The sequence below is a fragment of the Arthrobacter globiformis genome, assembly GCF_046536215.2.
Classification (GTDB): Bacteria; Actinomycetota; Actinomycetes; order Actinomycetales; family Micrococcaceae; genus Arthrobacter; species Arthrobacter globiformis_E.
The window spans coordinates 2,164,029-2,185,574 of the sequence record NZ_CM143421.1 but is presented as its reverse complement, the minus strand read 5'-3'; the positions used below and the strand labels follow the sequence as shown (position 1 = coordinate 2,185,574).

19 protein-coding genes are annotated in these 21,546 nt (G+C 66.5%); 14 read left to right on the top strand and 5 right to left on the bottom strand.

The window, feature by feature from the left end:
- Positions 1-8: 8 nt before the first annotated feature.
- Positions 9-830 (bottom strand): class I SAM-dependent methyltransferase, encoded by an 822-nt coding sequence (locus R5O87_RS09700; RefSeq protein WP_410555111.1) that lies wholly within the window; start codon positions 828-830, stop codon positions 9-11.
- A 106-nt stretch (positions 831-936) separates the two neighbouring features.
- On the opposite strand from R5O87_RS09700, the gene R5O87_RS09695 reads away from it, so the two are divergent.
- Positions 937-1,683: a phosphoglyceromutase gene (locus R5O87_RS09695; protein WP_410555110.1), complete on the top strand. Its 747-nt coding sequence runs from the start codon at positions 937-939 to the stop codon at positions 1,681-1,683.
- A 155-nt stretch (positions 1,684-1,838) separates the two neighbouring features.
- On the opposite strand, the gene phoU is transcribed toward R5O87_RS09695, so the two are convergent.
- Positions 1,839-2,501: a phosphate signaling complex protein PhoU gene (gene phoU, locus R5O87_RS09690; RefSeq protein ID WP_410555109.1), complete on the bottom strand. Its 663-nt coding sequence runs from the start codon at positions 2,499-2,501 to the stop codon at positions 1,839-1,841.
- A gap of 203 nt (positions 2,502-2,704) precedes the next feature.
- Here phoU and R5O87_RS09685 point away from each other — a divergent pair, with 203 nt between their 5' ends.
- Together R5O87_RS09685 and R5O87_RS09680 are read left to right on the top strand one after the other, a co-directional pair.
- Positions 2,705-3,991 (top strand): sensor histidine kinase, encoded by a 1,287-nt coding sequence (locus R5O87_RS09685; RefSeq protein ID WP_410555249.1) that lies wholly within the window; start codon positions 2,705-2,707, stop codon positions 3,989-3,991.
- On the top strand, positions 3,988-4,668 hold the full coding sequence (locus R5O87_RS09680) for a response regulator transcription factor (RefSeq protein WP_003801167.1): 681 nt from the start codon (positions 3,988-3,990) through the stop codon (positions 4,666-4,668). The genes R5O87_RS09685 and R5O87_RS09680 overlap by 4 nt, the downstream gene beginning before the upstream one ends.
- Before the next feature lie 125 nt (positions 4,669-4,793).
- Here the strand turns inward: R5O87_RS09680 and R5O87_RS09675 are convergent, their stop codons facing one another.
- A complete protein-coding gene (locus R5O87_RS09675; protein ID WP_410555248.1) occupies positions 4,794-5,390 on the bottom strand; it encodes a hypothetical protein in 597 nt (198 codons plus the stop codon).
- A gap of 340 nt (positions 5,391-5,730) precedes the next feature.
- Between R5O87_RS09675 and R5O87_RS09670 the strand changes: the two genes are divergently transcribed.
- The 6 genes from R5O87_RS09670 to rlmB all read left to right on the top strand — a co-directional run bounded on the left by R5O87_RS09670 (position 5,731) and on the right by rlmB (position 10,742).
- Positions 5,731-6,213 carry a CarD family transcriptional regulator gene (locus R5O87_RS09670; RefSeq protein WP_003801164.1) on the top strand — a complete coding sequence of 161 codons (483 nt, stop codon included), beginning with the start codon at positions 5,731-5,733 and terminating at the stop codon, positions 6,211-6,213.
- A gap of 210 nt (positions 6,214-6,423) precedes the next feature.
- Positions 6,424-7,206 carry a 2-C-methyl-D-erythritol 4-phosphate cytidylyltransferase gene (ispD, locus tag R5O87_RS09665; RefSeq protein ID WP_410555108.1) on the top strand — a complete coding sequence of 261 codons (783 nt, stop codon included), beginning with the start codon at positions 6,424-6,426 and terminating at the stop codon, positions 7,204-7,206.
- Positions 7,207-7,229: 23 nt separating this feature from the next.
- The gene (gene ispF, locus R5O87_RS09660; protein WP_410555107.1) at positions 7,230-7,742 is read left to right on the top strand and encodes a 2-C-methyl-D-erythritol 2,4-cyclodiphosphate synthase; all 513 of its coding nucleotides are present in this window, start codon (positions 7,230-7,232) and stop codon (positions 7,740-7,742) included.
- Between the two features lie 100 nt (positions 7,743-7,842).
- Positions 7,843-8,169, top strand: a complete 327-nt coding sequence (locus R5O87_RS09655; RefSeq protein ID WP_410555106.1) for a hypothetical protein — start codon at positions 7,843-7,845, stop codon at positions 8,167-8,169.
- Between the two features lie 32 nt (positions 8,170-8,201).
- Positions 8,202-9,656, top strand: coding sequence for a cysteine--tRNA ligase (cysS, locus tag R5O87_RS09650; protein WP_410555105.1), 1,455 nt, complete (start codon positions 8,202-8,204; stop codon positions 9,654-9,656).
- A 90-nt stretch (positions 9,657-9,746) separates the two neighbouring features.
- Positions 9,747-10,742, top strand: a complete 996-nt coding sequence (rlmB, locus tag R5O87_RS09645; protein WP_410555104.1) for a 23S rRNA (guanosine(2251)-2'-O)-methyltransferase RlmB — start codon at positions 9,747-9,749, stop codon at positions 10,740-10,742.
- A gap of 206 nt (positions 10,743-10,948) precedes the next feature.
- Here rlmB and R5O87_RS09640 read toward each other — a convergent pair whose 3' ends face one another.
- A complete protein-coding gene (locus tag R5O87_RS09640) occupies positions 10,949-11,758 on the bottom strand; it encodes a carbon-nitrogen hydrolase family protein (RefSeq protein ID WP_410555103.1) in 810 nt (269 codons plus the stop codon).
- A 113-nt stretch (positions 11,759-11,871) separates the two neighbouring features.
- On the opposite strand from R5O87_RS09640, the gene glgX reads away from it, so the two are divergent.
- From glgX to R5O87_RS09625, 3 genes are read left to right on the top strand one after another with little or no spacing between them, the layout of a single operon-like run.
- Positions 11,872-14,001: a glycogen debranching protein GlgX gene (glgX, locus tag R5O87_RS09635; protein WP_410555102.1), complete on the top strand. Its 2,130-nt coding sequence runs from the start codon at positions 11,872-11,874 to the stop codon at positions 13,999-14,001.
- A 17-nt stretch (positions 14,002-14,018) separates the two neighbouring features.
- Positions 14,019-14,534, top strand: a complete 516-nt coding sequence (locus tag R5O87_RS09630; protein WP_410555101.1) for a guanyl-specific ribonuclease — start codon at positions 14,019-14,021, stop codon at positions 14,532-14,534.
- A gap of 4 nt (positions 14,535-14,538) precedes the next feature.
- Positions 14,539-14,895 carry a barstar family protein gene (locus R5O87_RS09625; protein ID WP_377952041.1) on the top strand — a complete coding sequence of 119 codons (357 nt, stop codon included), beginning with the start codon at positions 14,539-14,541 and terminating at the stop codon, positions 14,893-14,895.
- Positions 14,896-14,920: 25 nt separating this feature from the next.
- Here the strand turns inward: R5O87_RS09625 and glgP are convergent, their stop codons facing one another.
- Positions 14,921-17,539: an alpha-glucan family phosphorylase gene (gene glgP / locus R5O87_RS09620; RefSeq protein WP_410555100.1), complete on the bottom strand. Its 2,619-nt coding sequence runs from the start codon at positions 17,537-17,539 to the stop codon at positions 14,921-14,923.
- A gap of 131 nt (positions 17,540-17,670) precedes the next feature.
- Here glgP and R5O87_RS09615 point away from each other — a divergent pair, with 131 nt between their 5' ends.
- Positions 17,671-19,743, top strand: coding sequence for an alpha-1,4-glucan--maltose-1-phosphate maltosyltransferase (locus R5O87_RS09615; protein WP_410555099.1), 2,073 nt, complete (start codon positions 17,671-17,673; stop codon positions 19,741-19,743).
- A 6-nt stretch (positions 19,744-19,749) separates the two neighbouring features.
- Positions 19,750-21,546, top strand: a complete 1,797-nt coding sequence (gene treS / locus R5O87_RS09610; protein ID WP_410555098.1) for a maltose alpha-D-glucosyltransferase — start codon at positions 19,750-19,752, stop codon at positions 21,544-21,546.

Sequence of the window (21,546 nt, the reverse complement as noted above, 5' to 3'; positions counted from 1 at the left end):
CCCGGCACTTAGCCGGGCGCCACTGCTTCCCAGCCGACCGTAAGTTCCCCGAGCCGCCAACGCGAGGGGCCATCATGTACCGGCCACCCGCCGTCGAGCAGTGCCCGGCACATGGCAGTCCACCGTTGCCGGTTTCCAAACGGCGCCAGCGGCGCCGCCTCCAGCCAGGCCCGGTCCATCGCCTGCAGCAGCGCGTGGATGTGTTCGTCGGGAACATTGCGGTGGATGAGGGCCTTGGGCAGCCGTTCGGCCACCTCGGACGGCAGCACGAAACTCCCGAACCGGACCGACATGGTGAGGCTCAGGGGACCCCCGGCGTCGATGGCAACCCATGCGGAGCGGCGGCCGATCTCGTCGCACGTCCCGTCGATGAACAGGCCGTCCGGAGCCAGCCGGCCCTGCACCAGTTCCCAGATGCCGCGGACGTCCGCTTCCTCGTACTGCCGCAGCACGTTGAATGCGCGCACAAACACGGGGTTCCCGGGCACCGGAAGCTCGAATCCGCCGTTGTGGAAACTCAGGCCCGGGCGCTCCAGGGGTTTCGCCGCGCGGACCCGTTCCGGTTCGATTTCGATCCCGCAGAGGCGCACATCCGGCCGTACCGCCCGGAGCCGTTCAAAGAGTTCGACGGCGGTGGCCGGCGAGGCGCCATAGCCCAGATCCACCACGAGCGGGTCAGCCGCCCTCCGCAGCCGCCACGCCTGCGGCCCGGCCAGCCACCGGTCCAGCCGGCGCATGCGGTTCGGGTTGGTGGTGCCGCGGGTCACATTCCCCACCGGCTTGCCCCGGCTGCTCCGGTTGGTCACCACCCGTTCTGCTTTCTGCACCACGGCCCCAGCCTATCGGGCGGTCCCAGGATGCGGCCCCGTTGGGCGGCGGCCGCCGCGTGATGTAACTCTCGGCGCCTGCGGGCCGTGCTCGGCTAGGATGAAAATCATGACTTACAAGCTGATTCTGCTGCGCCACGGCCACAGCGAATGGAACGCCAAGAACCTGTTCACCGGCTGGGTGGACGTTGACCTGAACGACCAGGGCCGCGAGGAAGCAGCACGCGGTGGGGAACTGCTGGTTGAGAACAACATTCTCCCGGACATCCTCTACACCTCGCTCCTGAAGCGGGCCATCAACACGGCCAACATCTCCTTGGACAAGGCTGACCGCGGCTGGATTCCCGTCAAGCGCGACTGGCGCCTCAACGAGCGCCACTACGGTGCACTGCAGGGCAAGGACAAGGCCCAGACCCTGGCCGAATTCGGCGAGGACCAGTTCATGCTGTGGCGCCGTTCCTACGACACCCCGCCGCCCGCCCTGGACGACAGCAGTGAGTTCTCCCAGTCCCGCGACCCGCGCTACGCCGGCCTCGGCGACGACCTGCCCCGCACCGAGTGCCTCAAGGACGTCCTCATCCGCCTCCTCCCGTACTGGGAATCGGACATCAAGGAAGACCTGAAGGCCGGCAAGACCGTCCTGGTCACCGCCCACGGCAACTCCCTGCGCGCGCTGGTCAAGCACCTGGACGGCATCAGCGACGACGCCATCGCCAGCCTGAACATCCCCACCGGCATCCCGCTGGTCTACGACCTGGACGAGAACTTCCAGCCGATCACCCCCGGCGGAACGTACCTCGATCCCGAGGCTGCAGCCGAGGCCATCCTTGCCGTGGCCAACCAGGGCAAGAAGTAGCCTTCGCCCCCAAAAACGGACGACGCCGGCCGGTCACCTTAGGTGACCGGCCGGCGTCGTCCGTTTGTTTCACTGGAGTTTTTGTCCAGATAATGGCCGCAAATACCCCCTGAGGGCCAATACGTGGACGAAAACTCGAAGAGTTGCCCGGTTGTTTAGCCGTGCTCGATGCTGTTCGGGTGCCACGCGCCGGTCACGAGGTAGGTGACCTTCTGCGCAACGGACACGCCGTGGTCCGCGAACCGCTCAAAGTAGCGGCTGGCCAGGGCCACGTCCACGGTGGTGGCCGGGGATTCCTGCCAGTCCGGGCGCGCGATCGCCTTGAAGACGCTGAGGTGGAGGTCGTTCACCGCGGTGTTGGCCTTGAGGATGTCGCGGGCAACCTCGAGGTTGCGGGTCTCCAGCAGTTCGGTCAGCTTGTTGGCGATCTCGATGTCGTGCTCGGCGAAGCTCTTGAACGTCCCCGTCAGCGACTCCGGGATCACCGTAGAGGGGAACCGCAGCCGGGCGAGCTGGGCGATGTGGCGGGCAAGGTCACCCATGCGCTCCAGGGATGCGCTCATTCGCAGCGAACCGACAATCATGCGCAGGTCACTGGCCACGGGGCCCTGCAGCGCGAGGATGTCGATGGCGCGCTCGTCGAGGCTGTTCTGCAGGAAGTCGATCCTGGCGTCCGCGGCGATGACGTCCTGGGCCAGGTCGACGTCGGCACTCTCGAACGAGGTGGTTGCCTTGCCGATCGCTTCGCTGACCAGCTTTGAAATCTCGATGAGGTCCTCGCCCACGTGGGCCAGCTCCTCCTGAAAAACCTTGCGCACGTAGGCGTCCTTTCCTTGGAAACTCCGCCCCGCCGCGGCGGTCAGAATTTCGTGTCACCGTTCCGGCAGTCCAACGGCACACTCTTCCAGTGTTCGGTGAACTGTTACACATCTCAAGATGAACGTTAGCTGAATCCGCACCGCATGGGCCGTTTATCGGATATTGGGGCTTTCCGGAAGCATAAGCTGGAGGCGTGGATCCAATGCTCTTAGGTGTCATCGCCGGCCTGCTGGGCCTGTCGTTCGGCGTCTTTGGCGTGCTCGCGTTCCGTGCCAGCGAGAAGCAGCGCGAGCTCGTGGAGATTGAGTACGACGAACCGGCGCTGCCCCCGGGCTCCGCGGAAGTCCTCGCCGTCGTCGGCCAGGCGTTCGTGGTGGTGGACGCGATCGACGGCGTCGTCCGGGCAAGCCCCGCGGCCTACGCCTACGGCCTGGTGCGCGGGCACACGGTGGTGCACCGCGAGCTGCTGGATATGACGGCCAACGTCCGGCGTGACGGCGTCATCCTGGAGCGGCAGCTTGAACTGCCCCGGGGACCGCTCGGCCAGGGAACCATCGTCGTGCAGGTCCGGGCAGCAATGCTGGGTGAGGAATATATCGTCCTGCTGGCCGACGACCGCACCGAGATCACCCGTACCGAGGAGATCCGCAACGACTTCGTGGCCAACGTGTCCCACGAACTGAAGACCCCGGTGGGCGCCATCTCGCTGCTGGCCGAAGCGCTCGAATCGTCAGCGGACGACGAGGACGCCGTCCGCCGCTTCGCGAAACGCATGCACAAGGAGTCGGCCCGCCTCGCCGCGCTGGTGCAGGACATCATTGAGCTGTCCCGGCTGCAGGGCGCGAACGTGGCGCAGCAGGGGCACCCCGTGGACATCAACGACGTCATCTCCGAGGCCGTGGACCGTTCGCAGCTGCCCGCCGAGAGCAAGAACATCCAGATCGTCATTGGCGGCCGCGCGGAGGCCAAGGTCTACGGCGACCGGGACCTGCTGGTCACGGCGCTGCGCAACCTCATCGACAACGCCATCCGGTACTCGCCGGAAAACACCCGCGTCGGCATCGGAGTGCGGTCCAAAGAGGGCCTGGTTTCCGTCTCCGTCACGGACCAGGGTGAAGGCCTGTCACCGGAGGACCAGGAACGGGTGTTCGAGCGGTTCTACCGGGTGGATGCGGCCCGGTCGCGCCACACCGGCGGAACCGGTCTGGGCCTGAGCATCGTCAAGCATGTTGTCTCCAACCACGGCGGGGAAGTCACGCTCTGGTCCCAGCCCGGCCAGGGCTCCACCTTCACCCTCCGCCTGCCGGAGATGGAAGGGCAGGAAGAGGACGCCGCAGCCGAACCGCGCCCCTTGCCCGCCAAGGAAGCCAAGACGCAGGCCCCCGCGCCGCCACTGGCCCCCGCCTCGCCGCAGGCCCAGACCGACCGGCCGCAGGCCAAAGAACCACGCGACGCCGCCGGCGTCCACGAACGAGGAGCTAACGCTTGAGCAGGATTCTTATTGTCGAGGACGAGGAGTCGTTCAGCGATCCCCTGTCCTATCTACTGGGCAAGGAAGGGTTCGAAGTGGAGGTCGTGGACAACGGCCTCGACGCCATCACGGAATTCGACCGCAACGGGGCAGACCTCGTGCTGCTCGACCTGCAGCTGCCGGGACAGTCCGGCACGGAAGTCTGCCGGCAGCTGCGGCAGCGCTCCACCGTCCCCGTCATCATGCTGACCGCCAAGGACACCGAGATCGACAAGGTGGTCGGGCTGGAGCTGGGCGCGGACGACTACGTCACCAAGCCGTACTCCTCCCGTGAACTGGTTGCCCGTGTCCGCGCGGTGCTCCGCCGCCAGGGCGAGCCGGAGGAACTCATTTCATCCACCGTCCACGCCGGTCCGGTGCGGATGGACATTGAACGGCACGTGGTGAGTGTCGACGGCGAGCAGGTGTCACTGCCGCTGAAGGAGTTTGAACTGCTGGAGATGCTGCTGCGGAACTCCGGCCGCGTGCTGACCCGGGGCCAGCTGATTGACCGGGTCTGGGGCTCCGACTACGTGGGCGATACGAAAACGCTCGACGTCCACGTCAAGCGGCTTCGCAGCAAGATCGAACCGGACCCGTCCCTGCCGCGGTACCTCGTCACCGTGCGCGGACTGGGCTATAAGTTCGAGCCCTAGGCGCTCCTCGCCGCCGGCCGGAGGTGGCCCCGGGACGGCACCACAAAGCACCGATAACACGAAGAAGGAGGGGTTCCCGCCGGAACCCCTCCTTCTTGTATTGCCAGCGTTGCTGGCAGGCGCTGCTAGTGGCTTTCGGTGGGCGTGGCCGTGGCGGATTCGCCCGGCGTCGCGGTCTCACCCGGTGTTGCAGTGTGCTCACCCGGCGTTGCAGTGTGGCTCGGAGTGGCGGACTCGGTGGGCGCGCCGCCCGGCAGGTAGGCGGCGTATTCCTTCAGCGTGCCGTCCACGACAGGAATCTTCACGGTCTTGTTGACGTTGGTTCCGCTCTCGGTCACCTGGACGTCCACGAGGGTTCCGGGCTTGCCGCCGGACGTGCTCAGGGTGGCGGCGTCCGTGGACTGGTTCAGCAGGGTGTAGGAGTTCTGCTTGACCGGAACTTCGGTCTGTGCGCCCTCGGCTCCCTTGAGGGTGACCTTGACGTCCTTCGAGGAGGAGTTGTAGACGGCGCCAATGACGCGGCCGGGCTGGTTCTCGCCGGCGGAAACGATCAGCATGTTGCGGAGCTGGACCGGTCCGACGTCGGCGCGGATTCCGTCCGAAGAAGAGTACTGGTGAGAGGTCTGCTGGGCGTTGACGTAGCCGCAGCCCGTCAGGCCCAGCAGGCCGATGCTCAGGGCGGCTGCTGCCATCGCCATCTTGCCGCTCTGGCCCCGGTTCATCGCAGTGAAACGCACGTCACGCACTCCTAGAAAAGTCTCTGAAACAGTTTTCAGGCATAGCCTATCGGCAAAGAGGGTCAAACAAGGATTCGGCCCCTCCACATGACTGCCCCCTCGGACGCCTGCCGGGGTGCTGGGCAGGCCGTCCCCAGGGGCCGCAACTACCCGGGCGTAACGCTTGTGGGGGCGTGGGCGATGCACTATTGTTCGCATTCGTCAAGGGGTCTGAGCCGCTGATTTTGGCCATTTTCCGCGGATTTACGGGGTTCCCGGGCCGTATCCATGCCAGTCATATGCCTTAATCGTGATAAACTGGTCTGCGGGAAAGGGGAAAGTCCACATGGTTTTTGAGGTCGGCGAGACAGTAGTTTACCCTCACCACGGTGCAGCAAAAATTGAAGAGATCAAGATGCGCACTGTCAAGGGCGAAGAGAAGATGTATCTCAAGCTCAAGGTGGCTCAGGGTGATCTGACCATTGAAGTTCCAGCAGAGAACGTTGACCTTGTTGGGGTTCGCGACGTAGTGGGCAAAGACGGTTTGGAGCATGTTTTTGACGTGCTTCGTGCCGAGTTCACTGAAGAGCCCACCAACTGGTCGCGTCGTTATAAGGCAAATCTGGAGAAGCTTGCTTCCGGTGACGTCATCAAGGTTGCAGAGGTCGTCCGCGACCTGTGGCGCCGGGATCACGACCGCGGCCTTTCCGCAGGCGAGAAGCGTATGCTGGCCAAGGCCCGGCAGATTCTGATCTCAGAATTGGCTCTGGCTGAAAAGACCGACGAAGAGAAGGCCGCGAGCGTTCTCGACGAGGTCCTGGCTTCCTAAGTAAAGGAGCTTCCTAAGCAGTAGGAGCTTCCAAACAAGAATTGAACCCCGGTGGCAAAGTGCCGCCGGGGTTTCTTCTTGCCCAAAATCGGCCAGCCCGGGTTCCCATGTAGGTAGCAGCTGAGGGCGTTCCCGGCGCTGGGAACGCCCTCAGCTGCTACTGGGTTGGGAGATGGAGGGGGAGTGCGGCTGGGACGTAGGCTAGAGCGCATGAACACTGCACCCAAGCGCCCCGTGACCGCCGTGATCCTCGTCGCCGCCGGTTCCGGGCAGAGGCTGGGGTATGGCATGCCGAAGGCCGCGGTGCCGCTGGGCGGTGAGCCCATCCTGATGCATGCACTCCGCGGGATCGTCGCGGCAGGCATCGCCAGCCAGGTATGCATCGCGCTGCCGGCCGGCGATGAGGAGCTCCGCCGGCTCTGTGAAGACTTTCGGGTGGAACTGGTCGACGGCGGCCCGCTCCTGACCATGGTCGACGGCGGTGCCTCCCGGGCGGATTCCGTCCGTTCCGCACTGGCCGCCGTGGAGGACGGCACGGAGGCGGTCCTGGTCCATGACGCCGCGCGTGCCCTGACGCCCGAACCGGTCTTCCATCGGGTGGCCCAGGCCCTGGCGGCCGGCGCCGATGCGGTGATCCCGGTGATCCCGGTGGTCGACACGGTCAAGACGGTTGCCGCGACCGAGGGCCCAGGCGCGGACATCGCACCGGAACTCGTTACCGGGACCGCGCCCCGCGAGGAGCTCCGAGCTGTCCAGACCCCGCAGGGCTTCAAGCTCTCCGTGCTGCGGCAGGCACACCAGGCAGCTGAGGGCTTCGACGAGCGCCAGGCCGCCACCGTCACCGATGACGCCATGCTGGTGGAGCTTCTGGGCGTGCCGGTACATGCCGTCCGCGGAGCCAGCCAGTCACTGAAGATCACCACACCGCTGGACGTCATCATCGCCGAGGGCCTGCTCGAAGGCCCCCTCGGCGCCCGCTGGGTGGAGGGCTGACAACCCACATGACGGAAGGCGCCATGACAGACAACGCTTCGCGGACCCCGGTGCTCCTGCCCCGGACGGGCATTGGCATCGACGTGCACGCGTTTGCCCCGGACAGCGACCCCCAGCCGCTCTGGCTCGGCGGTCTTTTCTGGGAGGGAGAGCGGGGCCTCGCCGGCCACTCCGACGGCGATCCCGTGGCCCACGCCGCGGCCGACGCGCTGTTCTCCGCCTGCGGGATCGGCGACCTGGGCACCCACTTCGGCACGGACCGGCCAGAGTTCGCCGGAGCCTCCGGGGTCACGCTGCTGGCCGAAGCCGCCCGGATCGTTCGGGCAGCCGGCTTCGAGATCGGCAATGTCGCGGTGCAGTTCGTGGGCAACCGGCCCAAGTTCGGCCCGCGCAGGGAAGAGTCCCAGCGCGTGCTCACCGAGGCCGCGGGTGCCCCGGTCAGCGTTACCGCCACCACCAGCGACGGGCTCGGCTTCACCGGCCGCGGCGAAGGCATCTCCGCGGTGGCCACTGCCCTGGTCTACCCCGCCGGGTAGCTGCCCGGGCGTAACAGGCCAGCGCCCCGCAGATCGGGCTCCGCAGCCGAATCGCCTAGGCTGGAATATGCATCAGTACCGCAATCCCAGGAGACCTTCCGTGAAAAAGCTGCTTCCCGCCGTCGTGATCGCAGGGATGCTTCTGGCCGGCTGCGCCGGCAGCCCCCGCATGAGTGTGGAGGAGAGCTGCAAGTTCCTGCAGGGCGACACGTTCAAGCCCACGGGCAACCAGCAGCAGCAGGCAGACCAGATCGCCAAGCACTACCAGGAGGTCGCCGACAAGGTGGCCCAGGACGTCGCCGACCCCATCCAGAAGATGGCCGACATCATGAAGCAGGTGGCCAGCACCTCCCTGGGCACCAAGAGTTCGGAGCAGACAGCGGAACTGGCCAAACAGAACAACCGGATCGGCGAGGTCTGCAAGTAAGCGGGGACAATGGCATCGGCTAATCTGGAGCGGTGACCCTGCGCTTTTACGACACTGCATCCGCCGAAGTCCGCGACTTCGTTCCCCTGGTACCGGGCAAGGTAAGCCTGTATTACTGCGGTGCCACGGTGCAGGGCATGCCGCACGTGGGGCACATCCGCTCTGCCATCGCCTTCGACCAGCTCACCCGCTGGCTCGAGTACCGCGGCTTCCGCGTCACGGTGGTCCGCAACGTCACCGACATCGACGACAAGATCCTCGCCAAGTCCGAGGCCTCCTTCCACCCCGATTTCGAGCAGGAGCCCGGCTCCGTGCCGGAAGAGGAATGGTGGGCACTGGCCTACCGGTATGAGCAGGAGTTCCTCAAGGCGTACGACACCCTCGGCGTCTCCCGTCCCACCTACGAGCCGCGGGCAACCGGCCACATCCCGGAGATGCACGCGCTCATCCAGCTCCTGATCGACCGCGGGCACGCCTATCCCGCCCTCGACGGGTCAGGGGACGTCTACTTCGACGTGCGCTCGTGGAACAAGTACGGCGCCCTGACGCGGCAGAAGATCGACGACATGCAGGGTGCCGCCGACGCCGACCCGCGCGGCAAGAAGGACCCCCGCGACTTTGCCCTCTGGAAGGGCTACAAGGAAGGGGAGCCGACGACGGCGAGCTGGGTTTCGCCGTGGGGCACCGGCCGTCCGGGCTGGCACCTCGAATGCTCGGCGATGGTCACGAAGTACCTCGGCACCGAGTTCGACATCCATGGCGGCGGACTTGACCTGCGCTTCCCGCACCATGAAAACGAGATGGCGCAGTCACAGGCGGCGGGCCACGGCTTCGCGAACTTCTGGATGCACAACGGCATGGTCACGTACCAGGGCGAAAAAATGTCGAAGTCCGTCGGCAACACGATCAGCCCGGCAGAGATGCTGGAGCTCGCACCGCCGCGCGTGGTCCGCTACTACCTCGGCCAGGCACAGTACCGTTCTGTGCTGGACTACCAGCCGACGTCGCTGCAGGAGGCGGCGGCCGCCGTCGAGCGTATTGACGGCTTCATGGCCCGCGCGGTCCGCGCGCTGTCCTCCGACGGCGCCCTGCTGTTTGGCAGCCACGGCACCGTGCCGGACGCGTTCGCCGCTGCGATGGACGACGACCTCAACGTCCCGCAGGCCCTCGCGGTGCTGCACGACACCGTCCGCGCCGGCAACTCGGCCCTCACCGACGGCGACGCGGAGGCGACGCGGCAGGCGCTGGCCGGCGTGACCGACATGCTGCGGGTCCTGGGCATCAGCGCCGCCGCGCAGCCCGCCGTCGACGACCAGGCCACCAATGCCCTCGGGACGCTGATCGAGGCGCAGCTCGCGGCCCGGGCCGAGGCACGCTCCAGGAAAGACTGGGCCGCTTCGGACGCGATCCGGGACACCCTCGCGGCAGCCGGCGTCCTGGTGGAGGACAACGCCGACGGCGCCACGTGGAGCCTGCAGCGCAGCTAGCTTCCGCGCTTCCTGGCCCGCCCGGTCAACGATTTAACGCCAGTCAGTAGACTGGAGTGCAGACTTACTCATTACAAACAAGGTGGAATCATGGCCAACAACGGTCGCCCGGGCGCAATCCGCAAGAACAAGAAGGGCCCCACCACCGGAACCGGTGGCCACGGCCGTAAGGCACTCGAGGGCAAGGGGCCAACCCCCAAAGCCGAGGACCGTCCGTACCACAAGGCTTACAAGAGCAAGCAGCTTGCCGAGCGCTCGGCGGCCAAGCGCTCCGGCGGTGGTGCCCGCAGTGCCGGTGCCCGCTCGGGCCCGAAGGGGCGCGCCACCGAAGAGGTTGTCACCGGCCGCAACTCCGTCGTCGAGGCGCTCCGTGCCGGCATTCCCGCCAAGGCGCTGCACGTCGCCATCCGCATCGAGATGGACGACCGCGTCAAGGAATCCCTGAAGATCGCCGCCGAACGCGGCATCCCGCTGCTGGAAACCGGCAAGCCCGAGCTGGACCGGATGACCGACGATGCCGTGCACCAGGGACTCGTCCTGCAGATTCCGCCGTACGAGTACCAGGACGCCTACGACCTGGCCGAAGAGACCGTTGAAGGATGGAAGAAGGGGCACATCGCGAATGCCCCGCTCTTCGTTGCGCTCGACGGCATCACCGACCCCCGCAACCTCGGCGCGATCATCCGCTCCGTCTCGGCATTCAGCGGCCACGGCGTCATCGTCCCCGAGCGCCGTTCCGTCGGCGTCACTGCCGCCGCATGGAAGACCAGTGCCGGCGCGGCCGTCCGCGTCCCGGTGGCCCGCGCCTCCAACCTGAACAACGCCCTCAAGCAGTTCAAGGACATGGGCGTCTTCGTGCTGGGGCTCGACGGCGACGGCGACGTCTCGCTGCCGGACCTCACCCTCGCCACCGAGCCCGTCTGCATCGTGGTCGGCTCCGAAGGCAAGGGCCTCAGCCGCCTCGTCCGGGAGAACTGCGACCAGATCGTCTCCATTCCGATCGACTCCGCCATGGAATCCCTGAACGCCTCCATGGCCGTCGGCATCTCCCTCTACGAAGTCTCCCGCCAGCGCTCCGCCAAGTAACCCACCCCAAACGCTCTACCAGTTCCTGCAGGAAATTCCGGAACGCTCCATCAGTTCCTGCAGGAAATTGACCAACGCTCTCTCAGGTTTCGCAGCGAAACGGGAAACGCTCCTTCACTTCGAGTGAAGGAGCGTTTCCATTTTTCCGGCAGGATCTGCAGGAGGGTTGGTGGATTTCCGGCAGGATCTGAGAGAGGGTTTGGTCCCTAGAAGTCGCGGCGGTTGGCCAGGACCGGGAGTTTGGTGCGGGCTTCCTGGACCAGGGCGGGATCCAGGTCGGCGAAGATGAGGCCGGGGGCGCCGTCGAGCTCCTGGAGCACCTCGCCGAAAGGTGAGACGACGGCGCTGTGCCCGACGCCCGTGGGTGCCGCACCGCGGGGCTCGATGCCTTGGGTGGCGGGGTCGCCCTGGCCGCAGGCGAGAACGTAGGTGGTGGTGTCCACGGCGCGGGCCCGGGCCAGGAGCTTCCACTGGTCCACCTTGCCGGGGCCCGAACCCCACGAGGCGCAGACGATGTTGGCGACGGCTCCGCGGTCGGCGTTGGCCGTGAAGAGGGCCGGGAAGCGGATGTCGTAGCAGGTGGCCAGGCCAAAGGTGACGCCGCCGATGTCGAACGTCACGGGACCTGTCCCGGCGTCCACGGTGTCGGACTCCAGGAATCCGAACGCGTCGAAGAGGTGGACCTTGTCGTAGCTGGCGTCAACGCCCGGCCCGGTCACCAGCAGCGTATTGCGGACTTTCGGCTGCCGGTCGGAGGCCGATGAACCCGGAGTGAACATTCCGGCAACAATCACAATCCCCAGTTCGTCGGCAATCGAGCGGACGCGGCTTGCCCAGGGGCCGTCCAACGGCTCGGCGATGTCCAGCAGGGAGTTGCCGAAGGCGCGCATGGTGGCCTCGGGGAAAACGACGATGTCGGCCCCGCCGTCCTTGGCGCGGCGGGCATATTCCTCCACCACGGTGAGGTTCCCGGCAACATCCCTTCCGGTGATGATCTGGGCTAATGCAATTTTCACGAAAACCTCCAGTCGGTGCGTCCTTACAGCATTCAGCAGTGCCGTCACAGCGCCGCACGCGTAACATGCGGGACAAGACTAGCTATTTGGACGTGACGGCTAAGCTTTAATTGATGGTAATGCCCCTTTTAGACACAGCCCTGACGGTGGATGACTCCCAGGCCTTTCCCCTCGGGGTCAGCGAAGCGCGCCAAAGCCCGGGGGGTACATCAGGCAGCCGCGCAAACGTCGCCGTTTACGCTCCCGGCATCGCCACGCTCGAGGTGGCCTATCAGGCTCCCGGCCAGAACTGGCGCCTTCAGACCCTGTCCAGCCTCACGAACGGGGTCCACCACGGGGTGGTCGACGGTTTTCCCGTGGGGTCACGGTACGGCTTCCTCGCGGCCCCGAGCGACGAATCGGCCCCCAAGGGCGATGAGGTGCTGCCGCTTGCGGTTCCCACCGTTGATTTTGACGACGACGGCAGCCGGCAGCCGCTGTTGCTGGACCCTTACGGCCGGGCTGTCGATGAACGCGACGGATTCCTGACCTGCGTCAGGATGTCGTCCGACTTCGACTGGGCGGAGGACCGGAAGCCCGATACGCCGTGGCGCAACACCATCGTCTACGAGGCGCACGTCCGCGGACAGAGCATGCTCCATCCGGACATCCCGGAGGCGCTGCGCGGCACTTACGCCGGCATGGCCCATCCTGCGATGATCGAGCACCTGACCGGGCTGGGCATTACGGCCCTGCAGCTGCTGCCGGTGCATTTCCACCTGGACGAGCCGCACCTCCAGAACCTCGGCCTCACCAACTACTGGGGCTACAACACCGCGGCATTCTTTGCCCCGCATCCCGCGTACGCCACAAAGTCGGCACAGGAAGCCGGGCCCCAGGCGGTCCAGGACGAGTTCAAGGGCATGGTCAAGCTGCTGCACGCGGCCGGCATTGAAGTCATCCTCGACGTCGTCTACAACCACACGGCCGAAGGCGGGCCGGACGGCGCCACCCTGAGCTTCCGGGGCCTGGGCGAGCAGAAGTACTACCGCACCGACGGCAACGGAAAATACGTCGACACCACGGGCTGCGGCAACACACTCAACTTCGCAGAGCCCCGCGTTGTCCAGATGGTGCTGGACTCGCTGCGGTACTGGGTGGACGAGTTCCACATCGATGGCTTCCGCTTCGACCTGGCCGTCACACTCTGCCGGAACGCAGCCAACGAGTTCGATCCCCGCCACCCCTTCCTCGTGGCTCTCGCCGCGGACCCCTTGCTCTCCCGGGTCAAGCTGATCGCCGAACCGTGGGACGTGGGCTACGGCGGCTGGCAGACCGGACGGTTTCCCGGCGGCTGGGTGGACTGGAACGACCACTACCGCGATGCCGTGCGCACCTTCTGGGTAGCCGACCGTGCAGCGCTGGACAACGGCGGCCGGGGCGGGTCCGTGGCCCGGCTGGCGGATGCCCTGTCCGGCTCGGCGAGCCTCTTCGAACCCTCGGGCCGCTCCAGGCTGGCGTCGCTGAACTTCATCACCGCGCACGACGGCTTCACCATGACCGACCTTGTCTCCTACGACCGCAAGCACAACGAGGCGAACGGCGAACAAAACCGGGACGGGCACGGCGACAACCGCAGCTACAACCACGGCTTCGAGGGACGCACCGAGGACGAGGGCATCCTGAGCCGCCGCGCCCAGAGCAAGCGCAACGTCATGGCCTCGCTCATGATTTCCCTCGGCGTCCCCATGATCACGGCAGGCGACGAGCTCGGCCGCACCCAGCAGGGCAACAACAACGCGTACTGCCAGGACAACCCGCTCACGTGGATTGACTGGACCAGCACGCCCGAATCCCACGCCATGCTGCGCAGCACCAAGCGCGTCATCCGGCTCCGGGGGGAGTTCCTGACGGCGCAGCCGCACGACTACCCCATCCGGGACGCCCGCTCCTACCTGTACTGGTACGACCGGGCCGGCCAGCCCATGTCCATGGAACGCTGGAACGACAACGGGAACCGCGTGGTCCAACTGCTGCTCGGCTCCGACGACGGTCACGTGGCCGGGCTCATCGTGGTCAACGGCAGCCCCGAGGACATCGAGGTCACCCTTCCCCAGGTCACCAACGACGACGGCACCGGCAAGCGGCTGTTCGATCTCCGCCTCACCACGTCCGAGCTTCACGACCGCCGCCAGGGCACCCTGGTCGAGTCCGGCGAGCCTGACGAGGTACAGGCCTACTCCATCAACATCTACCGCACATAAACTTCGGGGAATCAGGCATGCGCAGGCGTTGGACCGTCGGAACGCTGCTGCTGGGGCTCGCCGTCGTGGCCCTCGCGGCCTTCAACCTTTTCATCTCGCCGGGCGGCACGCCGCCCGCTGCGGGACCGCAGGGAACAACGGCGGCACCCGGCTTTTCGACGTCGGCACCCTCCTCAGCCCCGACGTCGGCACCCGCCCCGGCTCCGCCGTCGTCGGCCGGCAAGGCCACAGGGGCGCCGAACGCATCCGGCCTTCCCACGATCCGGGAGTCACAGCTGCCGGCCGAAGGCCGGCGCACCCTCTCCCTGATCCGGCAGGGCGGGCCCTACCCGTACACCCGCGACGGCGTGACGTTCGGCAACTTCGAGCGCATCCTGCCGCGCAAGGCCAGCGGGTACTACAAGGAATACACGGTTCCGACCCCGGGCGAGTCGGACAGGGGAGCCCGCAGGATCGTGACAGGACAGGCCGGGGACAAGTACTACACGGCAGACCACTACGCATCGTTCAAGTTCATAGCAGAAGGCAAATAGCACCATGAAGATCTACTCCGGCGACACCTGGACCCTCGAGGAACTGAAGGACCAGGTGGCGGACGCCGGGCGCCGCAGCCTGCTGGTGCCTGCCGCTGACTCGAGGAAGTCCGTGCTCGCCGCATTCGGCGAGGCCCTGGACTTCCCGGAGCACTTCGGCGTGAACCTGGATGCGCTCAACGACTCACTGCATGACTTCGCCGACGCCATTTCCGACGACGGCGCCAAGCCCCTGACCGTGATCTGGCAGGTCCCGGCCGCCTTCCGCGGCGACCGCTCCTTCGGCATAATCTGCGAGATCCTGCAGGACGCCGAAAGCTATGCAGGCAAGGACCTCGCAGTCATCGCGGTGATGCTCTAGGGACACAGCGGCGCAACCCAAGGATTTACGCGTTGACGATCAGCCCCAGCTCGGCCTTGGAGGCGAGGGCGTCGTGCGTGGGGAGGACCCGGACGGTGTAGCCGAAGGATCCGGAGCGGTCGATCACGATGGACCCGGCGAAGAGGTAGCGGCCGTTGCCGAGTTCCTCCTTGGCCTCCAGTTCCACCTTCGTCACGTTGGCCAGCTCGTCATTGTCGGCGGCCTGGCCGTACGCCACCTCCACCGACACGTCCTGCGGGGACAGGTTGTGCAGTCCCACGTAGGCGTGGACCTGGAGGGTGTCGCCGATCTGCGGGTCCTCCGAGACGCCCAGCGAGTCCACGTGCTCCACGTGCAGCTGCGGCCAGGCCGCGCGGACCTTGGCCACCCATGCCGCCAGCGCCTTGGCCTGTGCGTAGGAGCCTGCCACCGTTTCGCGTCCGGCAACCGCTGCGGGCCGGTACAGGACGTTGACGTAGTCCTGCAGCATCCGCTCGGCCGAGACCGCCGGGCCGAGGTGGGACAGCGTGTGCTTGATCATGGACACCCAGTGCGTGGGGATCTTCTCGTGGCCGGACTCCGACGGGCCGGCGGCACCGGCCGCTTCGGAGACGGTGTTGCCATAAAACCGTGGGGCCACCTGGGTCTCGAGCAGCTCGTACAGCGCCGCGGCCTCGATGTCGTCCCGCTCGTCGGCGGACGCGCCGTTGTTGGCGGTGGGGATCGCCCAGCCGTTTTCGCCGTCGTACATCTCATCCCACCAGCCGTCCAGGACCGACAGGTTCAGGGAACCGTTGATCGCGGCCTTCATACCGGAGGTGCCGCAGGCCTCGAGCGGCCGCAGCGGGTTGTTCAGCCAGACGTCGCAGCCGGGGAACAGCGTGCGGGCCATCGCGATGTCGTAGTTCGGCAGGAACACGATGCGGTGCCGGACGGCGGGATCGTCGGTGAAGCGGACCAGGTCCTGGATCATCTTCTTGCCGGCGTCGTCCGCGGGGTGGGACTTGCCGGCGATGACCAGCTGGATGGGGTGTTCCTTGTGCAGCAACAGGGCCTTCAGGCGCTCCGGGTCACGCAGCATGAGCGTCAGCCGCTTGTAGGTGGGCACGCGCCGGGCGAACCCGATGGTCAGGACGTCCGGGTCCAGCACCGAGTCGGTCCATGCCAGCTCGGCATCGGCGGCGCCGCGCTTCTTCCATGCGGCCCGGAGCCGGCGCCGCACGTCCTCAACGAGCGAGACGCGCATCTCGCGCCGGAGCGCCCAGACCTCGGCGTCGGAGACGTTGTACGCGAGGTCCCAGCGGCCCATCACCTCTGCCTCGGGCCCGAACCGCTCCCGGGCCAGCTTGGCGATCCGGGGATCCACCCACGTGGGCACGTGCACGCCGTTGGTCACGGAGGTGATGGGCACCTCCGAGTGGTCGAATCCCGGCCACAGCGCCGAGAACATGCCCCGCGAGACTTCGCCGTGGAGCTTGGCAACGCCGTTGGCGCGCTGCGCGAGGCGCAGGCCCATCACGGCCATGTTGAACACGAAGGGGTTGCCTTCGCTGAAGTTCTCACGGCCCAGGTCGAGGATGCGCGAGGTGGGGACGTCCGGCGCCAGGCCGGCTTCGAAGAAGTGCTGGATCTGTGCGGCTTCGAAACGGTCGATGCCGGCGGGCACGGGCGTGTGCGTGGTGAAAACGGTGGACGAACGTCCGGCGGCGAGGGCCTCGTCGAAGGTGAGCGCCTGCTCGCCGGCCATCAGCTCCTGGATCCGCTCGATGCCGAGGAAGCCGGCGTGGCCCTCATTCGTGTGGAACACCTCGGGCGCCGGCGTGCCGGTGAGCTTCTGGTAGGCGTGCAACGCCTTGACCCCGCCCATGCCCAGCAGCAGTTCCTGCTGCAGCCGGTGGTCGCCGCCGCCGCCGTACAGGCGGTCGGTGATGCTGCGGGCGGCGTCGTCGTTGCCGGGGACGTTGGAGTCCAGCAGCAGAAGGGGGACGCGTCCGACGTCGGCACGCCAGATGTGTGCCGCAAGGCGCCGCCCGTTGGGCAGCGGCAGGGAGATTTCCAGCGGTTTGCCGTTGCCGTCCGCGGCGGGTTCCCGGAGCAGGGTCAGGGGCAGGCCGTCGGGGTCGATGACCGGGTAGGTCTCCTGCTGCCAGGCGTCCCGGGAGAGGGACTGCTTGAAGTAGCCGGCCTGGTAGAGCAGGCCGACGCCGATCAGCGGCACGCCCAGGTCGGAGGCGGCCTTCAGGTGGTCGCCGGCGAGGATGCCGAGGCCGCCGGAGTACTGCGGCAGGACTTCGGTGATGCCGAATTCGGGGGAGAAGTAGGCAATGGAGGCGGGGGCGTCGCTGCCCAGGCCCTGGTACCAGCGGGGTTCGGTGAGGTACCTGTCCAGGTCCGCGGCTGCCGCCTGGACCCTGGACACGACGTCCTGGTCCGTCGCGAGCCGGTGCATCTCCTCGCGGCCCACCAGGCCCAGGAAGCTGACCGGGTCGTTGCCGCACTGGGCCCAGACCCGCGGGTTCAGGCTTTCGAACAGTTCCCGGGTGGGCCGGTGCCAGGACCAGCGGAGGTTGGTCGCCAACCGGGCCAGCGGCCGGATCGGCTCGGGGAGAACGGTACGGACTGTAAATCTGCGGATTGCCTTCACCTGCGCCACACTAACCGACTAGGTGAACGGCAGGAACCGCTTTTGATTACTTTCCGGTAAATGACGAATCGCTTCATTATTTAAGTTCGCAGGCTTAGCAATCCGCCCCATTTCTCGCTAACGTCGAGCCTGTGACGACAAACACGCGAACCAGTGCCCCAGCAAAGCAAACGCCGAAAGTTTCGATCACGGAAGGCCTTCGGTTTGGCCGTTTCCCAATCACGGGCGTTCAGCCTGTTGTCGAAGGGGGGAAGTTCCCGGCCAAGGCGCTGCCCGGTGAAGGAATCGTGGTCAGCGCCAGGTCCTTCCGGGAGGGCCACGACCAGTTGGGCGTCAGTGCGGTCCTGCTTGACCCCCAGGGCAACGAGCGCCAGCGGACCCGGCTCCAGCCGCCGTCAGGTGACCGCGGCAAGGGAACCGACCTGTGGGAAGGCCTGCTCACCCCGGATTCCACCGGTAACTGGTCCTTCGTCATCGAGGCCTGGCACGACCGCTACGGCACGTGGCACCACAACGCCGAGGTCAAGGTGGACGCGGGAATCGACGTTGAACTGATGCTCGCAGAGGGCGCCGCGCTGCTGTCGCAGGCCGCCGAGGAGTCCGCCCGGAACGACGCGGACCGCCAGACGCTTCGCTCCGCAGCCACCATCCTTGCGGACGGCTCGCTGTCGCCCGAGGACCGCCTGGCCGCCGGCTTCAGCCGCGACGTCGCCGCCGTGGTCGACCGCGAACCGATCCGTGAGCTCGTCACCGTCTCCGAGCCGTTCCCCCTGCTGGTTGAGCGGGACCGCGCCGGCCGCGGCTCCTGGTACGAGTTCTTCCCGCGTTCCGAGGGCGCAGTGCGCGACCCCGGCACCGGCGCCTGGACGTCCGGCAACTTCCGGACCGCCGCCAACCGGCTCGACGCCGTGGCCGGCATGGGCTTCGACGTCATCTACATGCCGCCGATCCACCCGATCGGCGTCCAGCACCGCAAGGGCCCCAACAACACCCTGATCGCCGGCCCCAACGATCCAGGGTCGCCGTGGGCCATCGGCGCAAAGGAAGGCGGGCACGACGCGATCCATCCGGACCTCGGAACCTTCGAGGACTTCGACGCCTTCGTGGCACGGGCCAATGAGCTCAACCTCGAGGTGGCCCTCGACCTGGCGCTCCAGGCCGCGCCGGACCACCCCTGGGTCGCCGAGCACCCGGAATGGTTCACCACCCGCGTGGACGGCAGCATCGCGTACGCGGAGAACCCGCCGAAGAAGTACCAGGACATCTACCCGCTCAACTTCGACAACGACCCCGAGGGCCTGTCCAGGGAAATCCTGCGGATCGTCCGGCTGTGGGTCAGCCACGGCGTGAAGATCTTCCGGGTGGACAACCCGCACACCAAGCCGGTGTGGTTCTGGGAATGGCTCATCGCCGAGGTGAACAAGAAGGACCCCGACGTCGTCTTCCTCGCCGAGGCCTTCACCCGCCCCGCCATGATGCACGCGCTCGGCCGGGCAGGATTCCAGCAGTCCTACACCTACTTCACGTGGCGCAACACCAAGAAGGAGCTGGAGGAGTACTTCCACCACGTCAGCCACGAGTCGGCTGCCTTCTTCCGGCCCAACTTCTTCGTCAACACCCCGGACATCCTCACCGAGTACCTGCAGTACGGCGGACCGGCCGCGTTCAAGATCCGCGCGGCCCTGGCGGCAACAGCCAGCCCGCTGTGGGGCGTGTACGCCGGCTACGAACTGTACGAGCACGTGGCCCGGCCCGGTGCCGAGGAGTACATCGACAACGAGAAGTTCGAGTACAAGGCCCGGGACTGGGACGCTGCCAACGCCTCCGGCCGGACCCTCGCCCCGTACCTCACCAAGCTGAACGAGATCCGCAGGGCCCACCCGGCGCTCGGCGACCTGCAGAACCTCACCCTGCACCAGTCCACGGACGACGCCACTGTCGTTTACTCCAAGCACAAGACCCTTCCGGACGGCACCAGGGACACCATCATCGTGGTGGTCAACGTGGACCCGCACAGTGCGCGTGAAGGCATGGTGTCGCTGGACCTGGCCGCGCTGGGACTCGAGCCGGCCGACCTCACCCCCAACGGCGGGTTCTGGGTGGAGGACCTCATCTCCGGCCAGTCGTGGGAATGGGGGGAGTACAACTACGTGAGGCTGGATGCACATGTTGAACCTGCACACATCCTGAGCATCCGGAGGTAGCCGCCCGTGGCCTTCAGTCCGCAGAGCCCCACCCAGCACTTCACCCCCAAGAGCACATTCGAGCTCAATGCGCCGGGTTTGCAGCACGATCCGCTGTGGTACCGGAAAGCAGTGTTCTATGAAGTGCTGGTCCGGGGCTTTGCGGACGCCAACGGCGACGGTTCAGGTGACTTCCACGGCCTGATCGAGAAGCTGGACTACCTGCAATGGCTGGGCGTGGACTGCCTCTGGCTGCCGCCGTTCTTCCAGTCACCCCTGCGGGACGGCGGGTACGACATCTCGGACTACAACTCCGTCCTGGACGAGTTCGGCACCATCAGCGACTTCAAGCGGCTGGTGGCCGAGGCGCATGCCCGCGGCGTGCGGGTCATCATCGACCTGCCGCTGAACCACACGTCGGACCAGCACCCCTGGTTCCAGGAGTCCAGGAAGGACCCCGACGGTCCGTTCGGCGACTTCTACGTGTGGAGCGACACGGACGAGAAATACCAGGACGCGCGCATCATCTTCGTGGACACGGAGGAATCCAACTGGACCTTCGACCCCATCCGGCGGCAGTTCTTCTGGCACCGGTTCTTCAGCCACCAGCCTGACCTGAACTTCGAGAACCCCAAGGTGATCGACGCCGTGTTCGACGTCGTGCGGTTCTGGCTGGACCAGGGGATCGACGGGTTCCGGGCGGACGCCATTCCGTACCTCTTCGAGGAGGAGGGGACCAACTGCGAAAACCTCCCGGCGACACACGAGTTCCTGCGCCAGCTGCGGAAAATGGTGGACGAGAGCTACCCGGGCCGCGTCATCATCGCGGAGGCCAACCAGCCGCCCAACGAGGTGGTGGAGTACTTCGGCACGGTGGAGGAGCCGGAATGCCACATGGCCTTCCACTTTCCGATCATGCCCCGGCTGTACTACGCGCTGCGTGACCAGAAGGCCGCGCCCATCATCGAGACAATGCACGATACCCCGGACATTCCGGAGGGTGCGCAGTGGGGCACGTTCCTGCGCAACCACGACGAGCTGACCCTTGAAATGGTCACTGCGGATGAGCGGGCCGCCATGCTCGGCTGGTACGCGCCGGACCCGCGCATGCGGGCCAACATCGGCATCCGGCGCAGGCTGGCGCCGCTGCTGGACAACTCCCGGGCGGAAATCGAGCTCATCAACGCCCTGCTGCTGTCCCTGCCGGGCAGCCCCTTCCTGTACTACGGGGACGAGATCGGCATGGGCGACAACATCTGGCTCGAGGACCGTGACGCCGTCCGCACCCCCATGCAGTGGAACCCCGACCGCAACGCCGGCTTCTCCAACGCCGACCCGGGCAAGCTGTACCTGCCCGTGATCCAGTCGCTGGTCTACAACTACGCCATGGCCAACGTGGAGGCCGAGGCTGCGCATTCCGGATCGCTGCTGCGCTGGACCAGACAGATCCTGAGCGTGCGGAAGAACCACCCGGCGTTCGGGCTCGGGGCGTTCAAGCATGTGGAGGCCGACCACGAGGTGGTGCTCGCCTATCTCCGCGAACTGCCGGAGGGCAACGCGGCCGGCGAACCGGCGGAATCCATCCTGTGCGTCTTCAACCTCTCCCAGCACCCGGTGTCCTCCACCCTGAGGCTTCCGGACTTCTCCGGCCGGGGCCTGCGGGACGTGTTCGGCGGCCAGCCGTTCCCCGGCGTCAGCGACGACGGGCAGCTGACGCTGACGCTGGGCAGCCATGACTTCTTCTGGCTGCGCCTGCGGTCCGCTGCTTCCAACCCCGCTTCACCCTTTACCCAAGCGATGCCGATATTGTCGATTGAGGGATGA

Excerpts from the sequence above, each read along its gene's own strand:
- ispF (WP_410555107.1), top strand. The coding sequence starts at position 7,230 with ATGACAGACAACGCTTCGCGGACCCCGGTGCTCCTGCCCCGGACGGGC.
- R5O87_RS09675 (WP_410555248.1), bottom strand. The coding sequence starts at position 5,390 with ATGAACCGGGGCCAGAGCGGCAAGATGGCGATGGCAGCAGCCGCCCTG.
- rlmB (WP_410555104.1), top strand. The coding sequence starts at position 9,747 with ATGGCCAACAACGGTCGCCCGGGCGCAATCCGCAAGAACAAGAAGGGC.
- R5O87_RS09625 (WP_377952041.1), top strand. The coding sequence starts at position 14,539 with ATGAAGATCTACTCCGGCGACACCTGGACCCTCGAGGAACTGAAGGAC.
- R5O87_RS09630 (WP_410555101.1), top strand. The coding sequence starts at position 14,019 with ATGCGCAGGCGTTGGACCGTCGGAACGCTGCTGCTGGGGCTCGCCGTC.
- R5O87_RS09670 (WP_003801164.1), top strand. The coding sequence starts at position 5,731 with ATGGTTTTTGAGGTCGGCGAGACAGTAGTTTACCCTCACCACGGTGCA.
- R5O87_RS09695 (WP_410555110.1), top strand. The coding sequence starts at position 937 with ATGACTTACAAGCTGATTCTGCTGCGCCACGGCCACAGCGAATGGAAC.
- R5O87_RS09685 (WP_410555249.1), top strand. The coding sequence starts at position 2,705 with ATGCTCTTAGGTGTCATCGCCGGCCTGCTGGGCCTGTCGTTCGGCGTC.
- glgX (WP_410555102.1), top strand. The coding sequence starts at position 11,872 with ATGGTAATGCCCCTTTTAGACACAGCCCTGACGGTGGATGACTCCCAG.
- ispD (WP_410555108.1), top strand. The coding sequence starts at position 6,424 with ATGAACACTGCACCCAAGCGCCCCGTGACCGCCGTGATCCTCGTCGCC.